Source organism: Streptomyces anulatus (assembly GCF_000721175.1).
Taxonomy (GTDB): Bacteria; Actinomycetota; Actinomycetes; order Streptomycetales; family Streptomycetaceae; genus Streptomyces; species Streptomyces anulatus_C.
In genome coordinates this window covers 184,465-198,394 of the sequence record NZ_JOEZ01000001.1, presented here as the reverse complement: position 1 = coordinate 198,394, position 13,930 = coordinate 184,465, and the positions used below count along the sequence as shown (strand labels likewise).

14 protein-coding genes are annotated in these 13,930 nt (G+C 72.0%); 7 read left to right on the top strand and 7 right to left on the bottom strand.

What is annotated here, in order from left to right; all coding sequences use genetic code 11:
- Window positions 1–48 precede the first annotated feature (48 nt).
- Genes IG90_RS0100885 through paaA form a run of 5 tightly spaced genes read right to left on the bottom strand, consistent with a single transcriptional unit; the run spans window position 49 to window position 3,678 of the window.
- Complete coding sequence (locus IG90_RS0100885; RefSeq protein ID WP_030575867.1) at window positions 49–1,107, bottom strand: 2Fe-2S iron-sulfur cluster-binding protein; 1,059 nt, start codon at window positions 1,105–1,107, stop codon at window positions 49–51.
- Window positions 1,108–1,605, bottom strand: a complete 498-nt coding sequence (paaD, locus tag IG90_RS0100880) for a 1,2-phenylacetyl-CoA epoxidase subunit PaaD (RefSeq protein WP_030575865.1) — start codon at window positions 1,603–1,605, stop codon at window positions 1,108–1,110.
- Complete coding sequence (gene paaC, locus IG90_RS0100875; RefSeq protein WP_030575863.1) at window positions 1,599–2,315, bottom strand: 1,2-phenylacetyl-CoA epoxidase subunit PaaC; 717 nt, start codon at window positions 2,313–2,315, stop codon at window positions 1,599–1,601. Before paaC ends, paaD begins: the two co-directional genes overlap by 7 nt.
- Window positions 2,312–2,602 (bottom strand): 1,2-phenylacetyl-CoA epoxidase subunit PaaB, encoded by a 291-nt coding sequence (paaB, locus tag IG90_RS0100870; RefSeq protein WP_010060350.1) that lies wholly within the window; start codon window positions 2,600–2,602, stop codon window positions 2,312–2,314. Before paaB ends, paaC begins: the two co-directional genes overlap by 4 nt.
- Window positions 2,599–3,678 (bottom strand): 1,2-phenylacetyl-CoA epoxidase subunit PaaA, encoded by a 1,080-nt coding sequence (gene paaA, locus IG90_RS0100865; RefSeq protein ID WP_030575859.1) that lies wholly within the window; start codon window positions 3,676–3,678, stop codon window positions 2,599–2,601. The genes paaB and paaA overlap by 4 nt, the downstream gene beginning before the upstream one ends.
- 115 nt (window positions 3,679–3,793) lie before the next feature.
- Between paaA and IG90_RS0100860 the strand changes: the two genes are divergently transcribed.
- The 3 genes from IG90_RS0100860 to IG90_RS0100850 are packed head-to-tail and all read left to right on the top strand — an operon-like array spanning window position 3,794 to window position 6,677.
- Window positions 3,794–4,612: a DUF5819 family protein gene (locus tag IG90_RS0100860; protein ID WP_411572601.1), complete on the top strand. Its 819-nt coding sequence runs from the start codon at window positions 3,794–3,796 to the stop codon at window positions 4,610–4,612.
- On the top strand, window positions 4,609–5,991 hold the full coding sequence (locus IG90_RS0100855) for an HTTM domain-containing protein (protein WP_030575855.1): 1,383 nt from the start codon (window positions 4,609–4,611) through the stop codon (window positions 5,989–5,991). Before IG90_RS0100860 ends, IG90_RS0100855 begins: the two co-directional genes overlap by 4 nt.
- Entirely contained in the window at window positions 5,988–6,677 is a 690-nt protein-coding gene (locus tag IG90_RS0100850) for a TrmH family RNA methyltransferase (RefSeq protein ID WP_030575853.1), read from the top strand. Before IG90_RS0100855 ends, IG90_RS0100850 begins: the two co-directional genes overlap by 4 nt.
- Window positions 6,678–6,688: 11 nt before the next feature.
- Here the strand turns inward: IG90_RS0100850 and paaN are convergent, their stop codons facing one another.
- The gene (gene paaN / locus IG90_RS0100845; protein WP_030575851.1) at window positions 6,689–8,389 is read right to left on the bottom strand and encodes a phenylacetic acid degradation protein PaaN; all 1,701 of its coding nucleotides are present in this window, start codon (window positions 8,387–8,389) and stop codon (window positions 6,689–6,691) included.
- Between the two features lie 123 nt (window positions 8,390–8,512).
- On the opposite strand from paaN, the gene IG90_RS0100840 reads away from it, so the two are divergent.
- Window positions 8,513–9,109: a TetR/AcrR family transcriptional regulator gene (locus tag IG90_RS0100840; RefSeq protein WP_030575849.1), complete on the top strand. Its 597-nt coding sequence runs from the start codon at window positions 8,513–8,515 to the stop codon at window positions 9,107–9,109.
- Window positions 9,110–9,339: 230 nt separating this feature from the next.
- Here IG90_RS0100840 and IG90_RS38985 read toward each other — a convergent pair whose 3' ends face one another.
- On the bottom strand, window positions 9,340–9,951 hold the full coding sequence (locus tag IG90_RS38985; protein WP_411572598.1) for an Lrp/AsnC family transcriptional regulator: 612 nt from the start codon (window positions 9,949–9,951) through the stop codon (window positions 9,340–9,342).
- A 224-nt stretch (window positions 9,952–10,175) separates the two neighbouring features.
- Here IG90_RS38985 and pdhA point away from each other — a divergent pair, with 224 nt between their 5' ends.
- Genes pdhA through IG90_RS0100820 form a run of 3 tightly spaced genes read left to right on the top strand, consistent with a single transcriptional unit; the run spans window position 10,176 to window position 13,833 of the window.
- Window positions 10,176–11,336, top strand: a complete 1,161-nt coding sequence (gene pdhA / locus IG90_RS0100830; protein WP_030575845.1) for a pyruvate dehydrogenase (acetyl-transferring) E1 component subunit alpha — start codon at window positions 10,176–10,178, stop codon at window positions 11,334–11,336.
- Window positions 11,333–12,364 (top strand): alpha-ketoacid dehydrogenase subunit beta, encoded by a 1,032-nt coding sequence (locus tag IG90_RS0100825; RefSeq protein WP_030575843.1) that lies wholly within the window; start codon window positions 11,333–11,335, stop codon window positions 12,362–12,364. The genes pdhA and IG90_RS0100825 overlap by 4 nt, the downstream gene beginning before the upstream one ends.
- Window positions 12,364–13,833, top strand: coding sequence for a dihydrolipoamide acetyltransferase family protein (locus IG90_RS0100820; RefSeq protein ID WP_030575841.1), 1,470 nt, complete (start codon window positions 12,364–12,366; stop codon window positions 13,831–13,833). Before IG90_RS0100825 ends, IG90_RS0100820 begins: the two co-directional genes overlap by 1 nt.
- Window positions 13,834–13,930 lie beyond the last annotated feature (97 nt).

Sequence of the window (13,930 nt, the reverse complement as noted above, 5' to 3'; positions counted from 1 at the left end):
TAGAACAGGTTCTATCGGAAGGGAACAGTGCGGAGGCGTACGCGCGCCTCAGCGGTCGAAGTCCAGCTCCACCTCCGGGGTGAGCGGATGCGACTGGCAGGCCAGCACGAAGCCCGCTCCGGTCTCCTCCGGTTCCAGCGCGAAGTTGCGGTCCATCCGGACCTCGCCCGAGACGAGGAACGCCCGGCAGGTCCCGCACACCCCGCCCTTGCAGGCGTACGGAGCGTCCGAACGGCTCCGCAGCACCGTCTCCAGCAGGGATTCGGCGTCCTGCACGGGCCAGCTGCCCGAGCGCCCGTGGAGGGTGGCCGTCAGCACGGCGTCGGACGGGGCGGCGACCTTGACCACCGCCACATCGGCGGGGCCCTCGTCGACGTGGAAGATCTCCTGGTGGATCCGGGAGCGGTCGACGCCGAGGGCTTTCAGCGCCTTCTCCGTGCCCCGTACGAGGCCGAGCGGCCCGCACAGGAACCAGCCGTCCACCTCCGGCACCGGAAGCACGGCGGGCAGCAGTCCGGTGAGCCGCTCGGCGTCCAGCCGTCCGGAGGGGAGCCCGGCCGACTGCTCCTCCCGGGAGAGCGCGGTGACCAGCTGGAAGCGGTCCGGATACCGGTCCTTGAGGTCGGCCACCTCGTCGAGGAACATCGTCGAGGCCACCGTGCGGTCACTGCGGATCAGGCAGAAACGGGCCGTCGGCTCCCGGTCGAGCAGGGTGGCCGCCATCGACAGCACCGGGGTGATGCCGCTGCCGCCGACCACCGCCGCGAACAGACCAGGGCGCGGCTTCAGCACGAAGCGGCCCATCGGAGGCATGGCCTCCACCTGGTCCCCGACGGCCAGCTCCTTCAGGGCGTAGGTGGAGAACGCCCCGCCCTCGACCATACGGATGCCCACCCGCAGCACCGGATCGCCGGGCTGCTCGGTGGCGGGCGCGCAGATCGAGTACGAGCGGCGGATCTCCTGGCCGTCCACGGTGTAGCGCACGTTCAGATGCTGGCCGGGGGTGTGGCGGAAGGTCTCGCGCAGTTCGGGCGGCACGGCGAGGGTCACGGCCACCGCGTCGTCCGTGATCCGTTCGATCGCGCTGACCCGGAGCGGATGGAACATCTACAACTCCTTGAAGTGGTCGAACGGTTCACGGCAGGCGACGCAGCGGCGCAGGGCCTTGCACGCCGTGGAGGAGAACCGGCTGAGCAGCTCCGTGTCCGTGGAGCCGCAGTGCGGGCAGCGCACCGAGAGCGTCAGCGGCACGGGGCCCCCGTCGGCGCCGTGGGCGCGCGGCGGGGCGATGCCGAACTCGGCGAGCTTGCGGCGTCCTTCGGCGCTGATGTCGTCCGTCGACCAGGCCGGTGCCAGGACCGTGACCACGGAGACGTCGGGGAAGCCGTGGTCGTGCAGCACTCGTTCGATGTCGGCGGACATCGCCTCGATCGCCGGGCAGCCGGTGTAGGTCGGGGTGAGCCGCACGGTCACGCGGCCCGGACCGTCCACGTGTACGTCCCGCAGGACGCCGAGCTCCGCCAGGGTCAGCACCGGCAGCTCGGGGTCGGGCACGGAACCGGCGAGGTCACGCAGCTCCGCCTCCAGCCGGGTGTCGGTCACCATGACGCCCCCGGATGGCTGCGGTGCAGGTGCTGCATCTCGGCGATCATGCGACCGAACGGCTCGGTGTGCAGGCCCTGCCGGCCCGCGCCCGCCGCCCAGCCCCCGGACTGCGCGCCCGCCGGGAGGGCCAGGCCGGCCCGCTCGACGACGTCGGTGACGGCGGCGAGCCAACTGCTCCGCAGCGCCTGCCAGTCGACACCGGAGTCCGGGGAGTCGAGCCCTTCGACCGGCTGGAACATCTCGCCGGTGAACCGCCACAGCGCGTCCAGGCCGCTCTGCATGCGGCCGTGGCTCTCCTCGGTGCCGTCGCCGAGCCTCAGGACCCACTGCTCGGCGTGGTCACGGTGGTAGGCCACCTCCTTGACGGCCTTGCCCGCGAGGCCGGTGAACTCGCCGTCCCCGGCCGCCAGTCGCTCGTACAGCAGATGCTGGTACACCGAGAAGTAGAGCTGCCGGGCGATGGTGTGGGCGAAGTCCCCGTTCGGCTGCTCGACCAGCTGGAGGTTGCGGAAGGCGCGTTCCTCGCGGAGGTAGGCGAGCTCGTCCTCGTCGCCGACGAGGGAGAGCAGCACCCGCGCCTGCCCCAGCAGGTCCAGGGCGATGTTGGCGAGAGCCACCTCCTCCTCCAGGACGGGGGCGTGACCGGCCCACTCCCCCAGCCGGTGCGAGAGCACCAGCGCGTCGTCGCCGAGGGCGAGTGCGGCGCTCACAGGTGCTTCACCCCGTCCGGGATCTCGTAGAACGTCGGGTGGCGGTAGGGCTTGTCACCGGCCGGCTCGAAGAAGGAGTCCTTCTCGTCGGGGGAGGAGGCCGTGATCGCGGTGGACGGGACCACCCAGATCGAGACGCCCTCCGAGCGGCGGGTGTAGAGGTCGCGGGCATTGCGCAGGGCCATCTCGGCGTCCGGCGCGTGCAGGCTGCCCGCATGGGTGTGGGACAGTCCGCGCCGCGAGCGCACGAACACCTCCCACAGAGGCCAGTCGGTCGAGCTGCTCATGCCGTCTCCTCCACATGCTGCGCGGGCGCGCTGTTCTGTGCCGATGTCCCGGGCCGGGCCGGTGAGGCGGGCGCTGCTGCCGGGGCGTGCTTGGCGGCGTACGCGGCCGCCGCGTCCCGGACCCAGGCGCCCTCCTCGTGGGCCCTGCGCCGCTGGGTGATCCGCTGTTCGTTGCAAGGGCCGTTGCCCTTGAGGACCGCCTGGAACTCGGCCCAGTCGATCGCGCCGAATTCGTGCCGGCCGAGCTCCTCGTTCCACCGGATGTCGGGGTCCGGGAGCTCCAGGCCCAGCGCCTCGGCCTGGGGCACGCAGATGTCCACGAAGCGCCGGCGCAGCTCGTCGTTGGAGTGCCGCTTGATCTTCCAGGCCATGGACTGCTCGGAGTGCGACGAGGCGTCGTCGGGCGGGCCGAACATCATCAGGGAGGGCCACCACCAGCGGTTCACCGCGTCCTGGGCCATGGCGTGCTGGGCCTCGGTGCCTCGGCTGAGGGCGAGCAGCAGCTCGTACCCCTGGCGCTGGTGGAACGACTCCTCCTTGCAGATGCGGACCATCGCGCGGGCGTAGGGGCCGTAGGAGCAGCGGCAGAGCGGCACCTGGTTGGTGATCGCCGCCCCGTCCACCAGCCAGCCGATCGCGCCGACGTCGGCCCAGGTCAGCGTGGGGTAGTTGAAGATCGACGAATAGCGCTGGCGGCCCGCGTGGAGCTTGTCGAGCAGCTCCTCGCGGCTGGTGCCCAGGGTCTCGGCGGCGCTGTAGAGATACAGGCCGTGGCCCGCCTCGTCCTGCACCTTGGCCATGAGGATCGCCTTGCGGCGCAGCGAGGGCGCCCGGGTGATCCAGTTCGCCTCGGGCTGCATGCCGATGATCTCCGAGTGGGCGTGCTGGGCCATCTGGCGGACCAGCGTCGCCCGGTAGGCGTCGGGCATCCAGTCGCGCGGCTCGATCCGCTCGTCCGCCGCTACGGCCGCGTCGAAGGCCGCGACGTGGTCCGCGCCCGCCGCGTCCACCGCATCCGCCGCGTTCGCCGTGCCGAGGGTCTTCTGCGTCGTCTGGTCCGCAGTCACTGCCGCCATCCCGGGCTCCCTACCGACCGATCGTTCGGTTCCTTGACTTCAATGGTGAGTCGGAGGCCCGTAGGGTGTCAACCCTGTGGATAACTGAGTGGTGATCGACGGTGAGCGGGGCGGGATGGATTCGGACCACGACAGGAGCTCTGCGGGCGGAGGGAAGGACGCCTGGCCGCAGGCGTCGAACCGGTCGGCGGAAGGGCGGGACACCCCCGAGGCCATACCCTTGACGCCCTTGGCACCGGCGGCGGAGCCCTTGGCCACCGGCCGGGGCATAGCCGGGCTCTCCTTTCCGTACCAGGTGGTCGCGGCCCTGGCGCTGTCCCTGATCGGGCTGCTCGCCTGCACGCAGGTGGCCATGGTGTTCCTGCACGTCGCCCCGTCCAACACGCTGACCGAACAGCACGGGAAGACGATCGACCGGTGGATCTACCCGGAGTTCGAGCAGAACTGGAAGCTCTTCGCGCCCAACCCGCTCCAGCAGAACGTCGCCGTCCATGTGCGGGCCGATGTGGTGGGGGCCGACGGCCGTCGCACCACGAGGTGGATGAACCTGACCCACGAGGACGGCGAAGCGATACGCGGCAGCTTCTTCCCCAGCCATGTGAACCAGAACGAGCTCCGCCGGGGCTGGGACTTCTACGTCAATTCCCACGACAGCGAGAACCGCCCCAACGGCCTGCGCGGAGACCTCTCCGAGCGCTACATCCGGCGCATCACGATGCTGCGGCTGAGCGAGCGCGACTACGGCGGCACGATCGAACGCATCCAGCTCCGCTCCGCCACCAGCTCCATCGCCCCGCCCCCGTGGAGCAACGAGAAGATCAGCACCCGGCCCGTCTACCGCGAACTCCCCTGGTGGACCGTGACCCCGGACGATCTTCCCGCGCGCGACGCGGAGCAGCGGGACGAGGCGCACGGCGTGCAGGAGAACCGGTGACCATCCCCTCGCCCGTGACCCCGCAGGACGCGGCCCGGCAGTCCACGGCCCCCCGCCCGGACGAGCGCCGCTCCGGAGGCCCCGGCAACCTCGGCGGCGGTCCGGCCCGCGCCCTTCAGCGCGTCACGGCCTCGGCCCTCGGCCCGTACCAGAGTGCCGTCGTCCGGATCGGCTTCGCCGCCACCTACCTCTTCTTCCTGCTGCGCGAGCTGCCGCACCGCCACGAGCTGTACGGTCCCGAGAGTCCGTGGCACTGGGACCTGGCGCGCCGGCTCACGAACGGCAACGAGGCCTTCTCCGTCCTGATGTGGACCGACAGCACGGTCTGGTTCGAGGTCGTGTACGTCCTCACGCTGCTGTCCGCCGTGGCGCTGCTGCTCGGGTGGCGGACCCGGACCATGTCCGTCCTCTTCATGGTCGGCGTGCTCTCCGTGCAGAACCGCAGCATCTTCATGGGCGACGGCGGCGACAACGTCGTCCACCTCATGGCGATCTACCTGGTGCTGACGCGCTGCGCCCAGGTCTGGTCGCTGGACGCCCGGCGTGCGGCGCGCAGCGCACAGCGTGCCGCGGCGGGCCTGACGCCGCCGCGGGACATCGTGGGCCCGGTGCTCTGGGTGCTCCTCGGCCCCGTCCTCGTGGTGGCCACGCTGCTGGGCGGGCTCGGCGGCACCTGGTGGTTCCCGACCCTGTTGTGGACGATCTGGCTCTCGGCCGCCGCCTGGTGGGCCGTGAACCGCTACATGCCGCACGGCGAGCCCCGCACCCTGCTCGATGTGCTGGCCAACCTCGCGCACAACGCCACCATCGCCGTGATCATGGCCGAGGTCTGCCTGATCTACGCGACCGCCGGCTGGTACAAGATCCAGGGGTCGCGCTGGCAGGACGGCACCGCGCTCTACTACCCGCTGAACCTCGACTACTTCACCCCGTGGCCCGCCCTGTCGGACATCCTGGGCGCCAGCGGGCTGATGGTGATGGTGCTGACGTACGGCACGGTCATGGTCCAGGTCGCCTTCCCGTTCACGCTGTTCAACCGGCGGGTCAAGAACGTCCTGCTGGTCGCGATGATCTGCGAGCACGCGGGGATCGCCCTGCTGCTCGGGCTGCCGTTCTTCTCCATGGCGATGATCGCGGCCGACGCGGTGTTCCTGCCGACGGCCTTCCTCGTGTGGCTGGGCGCCCGCGCCACGATCGGCAGGCGGCGACTGCTCTCCGGGCTGCCCGGCCGGTCCCGTACACCGGGGAAGCTTGGCCCGTCCGGCGTCCCGGACGGGCCCGCCGGCCCGCCGGAGTCCGGAGCGGCGAAGGACGGCCACGACGGTACGGAGGAGCCCCGGCTCCAGGGTGGCGGCGGGGGCCATACGCTCGTCGGGTGAGCAGTGAGACCGGCAGAACCCAAGAGCCCCCGGCGGAACCCCTCCAGTACGACGACGGCTACGGCCAGACGATCGGTGTCGGGCCGCACCCGCTGCCCTGGCCCGAGGGCGAGCGCTACGACCCCGAACTGCTGGCCGACGGCGACCGGCGCAACGTCGGCGACGCCTACCGCTACTGGACGCGGGAGGCGATCGTCGCCGATCTCGACCTGCGGCGGCACGACTTCCACGTGGCCGTGGAGAACTGGGGCCACGACTTCAACATCGGCTCGGTGGTGCGGACCGCCAACGCCTTCCTGGCGAAGGAGATCCACATCGTGGGCCGACGGCGCTGGAACCGGCGTGGCGCCATGGTCACCGACCGCTACCAGCATGTGCGCCACCACCCCGACACGGCCGGTCTGACCGCGTGGGCGGCGGCCGAGGGGCTGCCGATCATCGGGATCGACAACCTCCCCGGTGCCGTACCGCTGGAGCGCACCGAGCTGCCGCGCCGGTGCGTCCTGCTGTTCGGGCAGGAGGGCCCTGGCCTGACCGAGGAGGCGCGTGAGCACGCCACGATGGTGTGCTCGATCGCGCAGTTCGGCTCGACCCGGTCCATCAACGCCGGCGCCGCCGCGGCCATCGCGATGCACGCGTGGGTGCAGCGCTACGCCGACGTCCCGGACCCGCGAGAGACCCTCTAGTGCGGCACTAGTCACGCCTGGCGGCGCACCTCCACCACGCGGAAGCGGTTGGCGACGAAGGCTCCGTCGCACAGGGCCGCGTTCGCGGCGGGGTTGCCGCCGGAGCCGTGGAAGTCGGAGAAGGCCGCGGTCTGGTTGACGTAGACCCCTCCGGTCAGGTTCAGCGAGAGCTGGGCCGACTCGTCCAGGCAGACGTCCTCGATGGCGCGCTCCACCTCGGGGGACGTGGTGTAGGCGCCGACCGTCATCGCCCCCTTGTCGCGGATCGTGCGGCGGAGCAGGTCCAGGGCGGCGGTCGTCGACTCGACGGCGACGGCGAAGGACACCGGCCCGAAGCACTCCGAGAGGTAGGCCGCGTCGTCGTCGGTCTTGGTGCCGTCGAGCTTCACGACGACCGGCGTACGGACGACCGCGTCGGGGAATTCGGCGTTCGCGACCGTGCGCGAGTCCAGCGCCACCTCGCCGAGCTCTCCGGCGGCCTCCAGCCGAGCCCTGACGTCCGGGTTGACCAGCGCGCCGAGCAGGGCGGCCGCGCGGGCGTCGTCGCCGAGCAGCCCGTTGACGGCACCCGCGAGGTCGGCGACCACGTCGTCGTAGGACTTGGCGCCGTCGTCGGTGGCGATGCCGTCCCGGGGAATCAGCAGGTTCTGCGGGGTGGTGCACATCTGGCCGCTGTACAGCGAGAGCGAGAACGCCAGGTTGGCGAGCATGCCGCGGTAGTCGTCGGTGGAGTCGACGACGATCGTGTTGACCCCGGCCTTCTCCGTGTAGACCTGGGCCTGGCGGGCGTTCTCCTCCAGCCAGTCGCCGAAGGCGGTGGAGCCGGTGTAGTCGATGATCCGGATCTCGGGGCGGACCGCGAGGGTCTTGGCGATGCCCTCACCGGGCCGCTCGGCGGCCAGCGCGACCAGATTCGGGTCGAAGCCCGCCTCGTTCAGCACCTCGCGGGCGATGGACACCGTGAGGGCCAGCGGGAGCACGGCGCGCGGGTGCGGCTTGACCAGCACCGGGTTGCCCGTGGCGAGGGAGGCGAAGAGGCCGGGGTAGCCGTTCCAGGTGGGGAAGGTGTTGCAGCCGATGAGCAGCGCGACGCCGCGGCCGGACGTGATGAACGACTTGTGCAGCTTCAGCGGATCGCGCTTGCCCTGCGGCTTGGACCAGTCGGCGGTCTCCGGGGTGCGGACCTGCTCCCGGTAGGCGTACGCCACGGCCTCCAGGCCGCGGTCCTGGGCGTGCGGGCCGCCCGCCTGGAACGCCATCATGAAGGCCTGGCCGCTCGTGTGCATCACGGCGTGGGCCAGCTCGTGGGTGCGGGCGCTGATCCGCGACAGGATCTCCAGACAGACCAGGGCCCGGATCTCCGGCCCCGCCGCCCGCCAGGCGCCCGTGCCGGCCTTCATCGCCGGAAGCAGGACGTCCAGGTCGGCGTGCGGATACTCGACGCCGAGCTCCGGTCCGTACGGCGAGACCTCGCCGCCGGTCCAGCCGTCGGTGCCGGGCTGACCCAGGTCGAGACGGGTGTTCAGGACGGCGTCGAACGCGGCCTTGCCCTCGGCCGCTCCCAGACTGCCCGGGGCGCCGCCCTCCCCGTAGGCCTTCGGGTGCTCGGGGTGCGGCGACCAGTACGCGCGGGTACTGATCACGTCGAGGGCCTGGTCGAGCGTGGGCCGGTGGGTCTCGGAAAGCTGCTGGGGGGTGAGCGCGGCGGCCATGGCGGACCAACTCCTCATCGAGCCGGGCGGGGACGTACGGACGGAGTTAGAGTAACCGAACGATCGGTCGGGACAAGGGGCCCCAGGGAACCTGTGGACAACTCATGGGGGAGGATCGCGGACATGACCACGGCCAAGCGGGACACGTACACACCGGAGACCCTGCTCACCGTCGCCGTCCGTGTCTTCAACGAGCGCGGCTACGACGGTACGTCCATGGAGCATCTCTCCCGGGCGGCGGGCATCTCGAAGTCCTCCATCTACCACCATGTGGCGGGCAAGGAGGAGCTGCTGCGCCGGGCCGTGAGCCGGGCGCTCGACGGGCTCTTCGCCATCCTCGACGAGCCGGGGGCGCTGCGCGGGCGCGCGGTCGAGCGGGTCGAGTACGTCACGCGCCGGACCGTCGACGTGCTGATGGCCGAGGTCCCCTACGTCACCCTGCTGCTGCGCGTGCGAGGCAACACGAACACGGAGCGCTGGGCGCTGGAGCGGCGCCGCGAGTTCGACCAGCGGGTGTCGGAGCTGCTCAAGGCCGCGGTCGCCGAGGGCGACCTCCGGGCGGACGTGGACATACGGCTGGCGACCCGGCTGCTGTTCGGCATGGTGAACTCGCTGGTCGAGTGGTACCGGCCGCAGCCGGACGGTTTCCCGGGGGAGGAGCAGCTCGCGGACACCGTCGTCCAGCTGGCCTTCGAGGGGATGCGCGCGAACGGCCGCTGAGCCCGCCCGGCGCGGTCAGGCGGGTTCCGGACGGGCGAACGGTCGCTGAGAGCCTGTCGGGTGGCCTCTGATCGGGCGGCCACGCCCTGGCACGCACGCTTCCGGCGTTGCCGAAATGCCTTGGTAGCTCCGCTACGAGGACCTCTCGACGCCTTGGAATCGCACGCACCGGACCGCGTCCGCTTTCCGATCCCAGGCCACCCGACAGGCTCTGAGCCCGCCCGGCGCGGTCAGGCGAGTTCCGCCGGCCGGTCCGGGCGCGGGCCGAGGTCCGTCTCCTCGAACACCAGCAAGGTCCGCGTCGAGAGCACCTCGGGGATGGACTGGATCCGGGTGAGGACCAGCTCGCGCAGCGCCCGGTTGTCCGGCGTGTGCACCAGGAGCAGAACGTCGAAGTCGCCGCTGACCAGCGCGATGTGCGTGGCCCCGGGCAGCGCCTGGAGCTGCTCGCGCACGGTGCGCCAGGAGTTCTGCACGATCTTGAGCGTGATGTACGCGGACGCCCCCTGGCCTGCCCGCTCGTGGTCGACCCGGGCGCCGAAGCCGCGGATCACACCGTCCTCGACGAGCCGGTTGATCCGGGCGTAGGCGTTGGCGCGCGAGACGTGGACCCGTTCGGCCACGGACCGTATCGAGGCGCGCCCGTCCGTCCGGAGGATGCGCAGGATGTCGCGGTCGATGGCGTCCAGCGGCCGCGCGGGCGGAACCTGGGGCTCCGCCGCCGGTCCCGCCTGGCCCGTCGGGGCTGCCGGAGGTACGGCCGGGGGTGCCGCCGACGGCGTGGCCGCGGGCGTGGCCTGGCCCGGCTCCTTGCCCCTGTCGGCCATTTGTTCAGCTGCCATCGGCCCGCGCCTCCCTGTCGTGGACGACCTGCCCCTATCCCAGGCTGTGGAGAACCGTTTGTCCACAGGCTGGCGGTGCCTGTAGCCAAAATGCGCTCGCGACCGAACAATCGGTAGGTGAGGCGCGCCACATCCGTGCCTCGTCCACCTTTCGACATCTCGCTCCATATCGACACCCCCGATCGACACCCCTCGATCTCCCTCGATGCCAGGAGGTGCTTCTCATGACGGTCCAAGAGCTGCCCGGCGCGGCCGCCTACCGGCCCACGCCGCCCCCGGCCTGGAAGCCGATCACCGACCCCGCCCCGCTGCTCCCGGACCCGGAGCCCTACCGGGTGCTCGGTACGGACGCGGTCGCCGATGTCGATCCCGAGCTGTTGCTCCGGCTCCACGCCGAGCTGGTCCGCGGGCGCCGCTACAACGCCCAGGCCACCGCGCTGACGAAGCAGGGCCGGCTGGCGGTCTACCCGTCGAGCACCGGCCAGGAGGCGTCCGAGATCGCCGCCGCCCTGGTCCTGGAGGAGCGCGACTGGCTCTTCCCCAGCTACCGCGACACGCTGGCAGCCGTCGCGCGCGGTCTCGACCCGGTCGAGGCGCTGACCCTGCTGCGCGGCGACCGGCACACCGGCTACGACCCGCGCGAGCACCGCATCGCCCCGCTGTGCACCCCCCTGGCCACCCAGCTCCCGCACGCCGTGGGGCTGGCGCACGCCGCCCGGCTCAAGGGCGACGACGTGGTGGCGCTCGCCATGGTCGGCGACGGCGGCACCAGCGAGGGCGACTTCCACGAGGCGCTGAACTTCGCGGCCGTCTGGAAGGCCCCGGTCGTCTTCTTCGTCCAGAACAACGGCTTCGCGATCTCCGTGCCGCTGGCCAAGCAGACCGCCGCCCCCTCCCTCGCCCACAAGGCCGTCGGTTACGGCATGCCGGGCCGCCTCGTCGACGGCAACGACGCCGCCGCGGTGCACCAGGTGCTGAGCGAGGCCGTGGCCCGGGCCCGGCGCGGCGAGGGCCCGACCCTGGTCGAGGCCGTCACCTACCGCATGGAAGCCCACACCAACGCCGACGACGCCACCCGCTACCGGGTCGACAGCGAGGTCGAGGCATGGAAGGCGCACGACCCGGTGCGGCTGCTGGAGCGGGAGCTGACGGAGCGCGGGCTGCTGGACGACGAGGGCATCGAGCGGGCGAAGGAGGCCGCCGAACGGATGGCCGCCGCCCTGCGCGACCGGATGAACGCGGATCCGGAGCTGGCCCCGATGGACCTGTTCGCACACGTCTACGCCGAGCAGACCGGCCAGCTCCGGGAGCAGGCGGCCACCCTGCGCGCCGAGCTGGACGCCGAACAGGACCACGACGAGCAGGGTGCGGAGGCAGGACGATGACCACCGCGGCAGCGACGGCCGGCGGACGTACGGCGAAGGCGAAACCGGCCACGATGGCCCAGGCCCTCGGGCGGGCCCTGCGTGACTCGATGGCCGAGGACCCCACCGTCCACGTGCTCGGTGAGGACGTGGGCACGCTCGGCGGGGTCTTCCGGATCACCGACGGGCTGGCGAAGGAGTTCGGCGACGACCGCTGCACCGACACACCGCTGGCCGAGGCGGGCATCCTCGGCGCGGCCGTCGGCATGGCGATGTACGGGCTGCGGCCCGTGGTGGAGATGCAGTTCGACGCCTTCGCCTACCCGGCGTTCGAGCAGCTGATGAGCCATGTCGCCAAGATGCGCAACCGCACCGGCGGGGCCATGCCGCTGCCCATCACCGTGCGGGTGCCGTACGGCGGCGGGATCGGCGGGGTCGAGCACCACAGCGACTCCTCCGAGGCGTACTACATGGCCACCCCCGGCCTGCACGTCGTCACGCCGGCCACGGTCGACGACGCGTACGGGCTGCTGCGGGAGTCGATCGCCTCGGACGACCCGGTGATCTTCCTGGAGCCGAAGCGGCTCTACTGGTCCAAGGCCGACTGGTCGCCCGAGGCCCCCGCCGCGGTCGAGCCGATCGGCAAGGCCGTGGTGCGCCGTTCCGGGCACAGCGCCACGCTGATCACGTACGGGCCCTCCCTGCCGGTCTGCATGGAAGCCGCCGAAGCGGCGGTCGCCGAGGGCTGGGACCTCGAAGTGGTGGACCTGCGTTCGCTGGTGCCGTTCGACGACGAGACGGTGGCCGCGTCGGTGCGGCGCACCGGGCGTGCGGTCGTCGTCCATGAATCCCCCGGATTCGGCGGACCCGGCGGCGAGATCGCGGCCCGGATCACCGAGCGGTGCTTCCACCATCTGGAGGCCCCGGTGCTGCGGGTGGCCGGGTTCGACATCCCCTACCCGCCGCCCATGCTGGAGCGGCACCATCTGCCGGGAGTGGACCGGGTCCTCGACGCGGTGGCCCGGTTGCAGTGGGAGGCGGACAGCTGATGGCGCAGGTGCTCGAATTCAAGCTGCCGGACCTCGGTGAGGGACTGACCGAGGCGGAGATCGTCCGCTGGCTGGTGGAGGTCGGCGATGTCGTCGCCATCGACCAGCCCGTCGTCGAGGTCGAGACGGCCAAGGCGATGGTGGAGGTGCCCTGCCCCTACGGGGGTGTGGTGACCGCACGGTTCGGCGAGGAGGGCACGGAACTTCCGGTCGGCGCACCGCTGCTGACGGTCGCGGTCGGCGCACCGGAGGGGCTGGATCTCTCCGGTTCGTCCCCTTCGCCCTCCGGTTCCACCGATTCCGCAGCCTCCGCCGCCTCCGCCACGGAGTCCTCGGGCGGGTCGGGGAACGTCCTCGTGGGGTACGGGACGGGCGCACCGGCCGCACGGCGTCGGCGCATCCGGCCGGACCGGCTCGACCGGGCGGCGGCCGACGTCGTCGTGACCGCCCCGGCGACGGTGTCGGTCGTGGCTCCCGTGACCACCGCCGCCCCGGCGACCGCGGCGGCGGTGAACGGGCAGGGCCCCGTGCCGGTGGTCTCTCCGCTGGTACGCCGGCTGGCCCGGCAGCACGACATCGATCTGCGGCGGCTGGCGGGTTCGGGTCCCGACGGGCTGATCCTGCGCGCCGACGTCGACCGGGCGATCCGGACGGCGGAGGAAACCGCGGCGGCGACGGCGCGTCAGACCCAGGCCCAGGCCCAGGCACAGTCGCCGACGGCAGCCGCGGCAGCCGCGGCAGCCCCGGCCGGCGCTCCCGTGGCTCCGGCCGCCGAACGGATCCCGCTGCGCGGGGTGCGTGGAGCGGTCGCCGACAAGCTGTCGCGCAGCCGGACAGAGATCCCGGACGCCACGTGCTGGGTCGACGCCGACGCCACCGAACTGATGGCGGTCAGGGCCGCGATGAACGCCGCCACGGGCCCGTCCGCCGGGCCGAAGGTGTCGGTCCTGGCCCTGCTGGCGAGGATCTGCACGGCGGCGCTGGCCCGGTATCCCGAGCTCAACTCCACCGTGGACACGGAGGCCCGGGAGATCGTCCGGCTGCCCGGCGTGCACCTCGGGTTCGCGGCCCAGACCGAGCGGGGCCTCGTCGTTCCGGTCGTCCGGGACGCGCACACCCGTAACGCCGAGTCGATCGGGGCCGAGATCGCCCGGCTGACCGAGCTGGCCCGGACCGGGAAGCTCAGCCCGGCCCAGCTGACCGGGGGCACGTTCACGCTGAACAACTACGGGGTGTTCGGGGTCGACGGTTCGACGCCGATCATCAACCACCCGGAAGCGGCGATGCTCGGCGTCGGCCGGATCATGCCCAAGCCCTGGGTCCACCGGGGCGAACTGGCCGTACGTCGGGTCGTCCAGCTGTCCCTCACCTTCGACCACCGGGTGTGCGACGGCGGAACGGCGGGCGGCTTCCTCCGGTATGTGGCGGATTGCGTGGAGCAGCCGGCGGTGCTGCTGCGCACCCTGTAGCCGGGCATCCGGCGGCTTCCCGGACGCGCCCCTTCGGGCCGGGGCCTTCCACCCACCCCGGCCCGGGCGGCGCTCCGGGACGCCGCTCATACTCGAC

Bases quoted from the DNA above. Each gene is read 5' to 3' on its own strand.
- paaB (WP_010060350.1), bottom strand. From the start codon at position 2,602: ATGAGCAGCTCGACCGACTGGCCTCTGTGGGAGGTGTTCGTGCGCTCG.
- IG90_RS0100840 (WP_030575849.1), top strand. From the start codon at position 8,513: ATGACCACGGCCAAGCGGGACACGTACACACCGGAGACCCTGCTCACC.
- IG90_RS38985 (WP_411572598.1), bottom strand. From the start codon at position 9,951: ATGGCAGCTGAACAAATGGCCGACAGGGGCAAGGAGCCGGGCCAGGCC.
- IG90_RS0100860 (WP_411572601.1), top strand. From the start codon at position 3,794: ATGGATTCGGACCACGACAGGAGCTCTGCGGGCGGAGGGAAGGACGCC.
- IG90_RS0100820 (WP_030575841.1), top strand. From the start codon at position 12,364: ATGGCGCAGGTGCTCGAATTCAAGCTGCCGGACCTCGGTGAGGGACTG.
- IG90_RS0100825 (WP_030575843.1), top strand. From the start codon at position 11,333: ATGACCACCGCGGCAGCGACGGCCGGCGGACGTACGGCGAAGGCGAAA.
- paaD (WP_030575865.1), bottom strand. From the start codon at position 1,605: ATGGTGACCGACACCCGGCTGGAGGCGGAGCTGCGTGACCTCGCCGGT.
- paaA (WP_030575859.1), bottom strand. From the start codon at position 3,678: ATGGCGGCAGTGACTGCGGACCAGACGACGCAGAAGACCCTCGGCACG.
- pdhA (WP_030575845.1), top strand. From the start codon at position 10,176: ATGACGGTCCAAGAGCTGCCCGGCGCGGCCGCCTACCGGCCCACGCCG.
- paaN (WP_030575851.1), bottom strand. From the start codon at position 8,389: ATGGCCGCCGCGCTCACCCCCCAGCAGCTTTCCGAGACCCACCGGCCC.
- IG90_RS0100885 (WP_030575867.1), bottom strand. From the start codon at position 1,107: ATGTTCCATCCGCTCCGGGTCAGCGCGATCGAACGGATCACGGACGAC.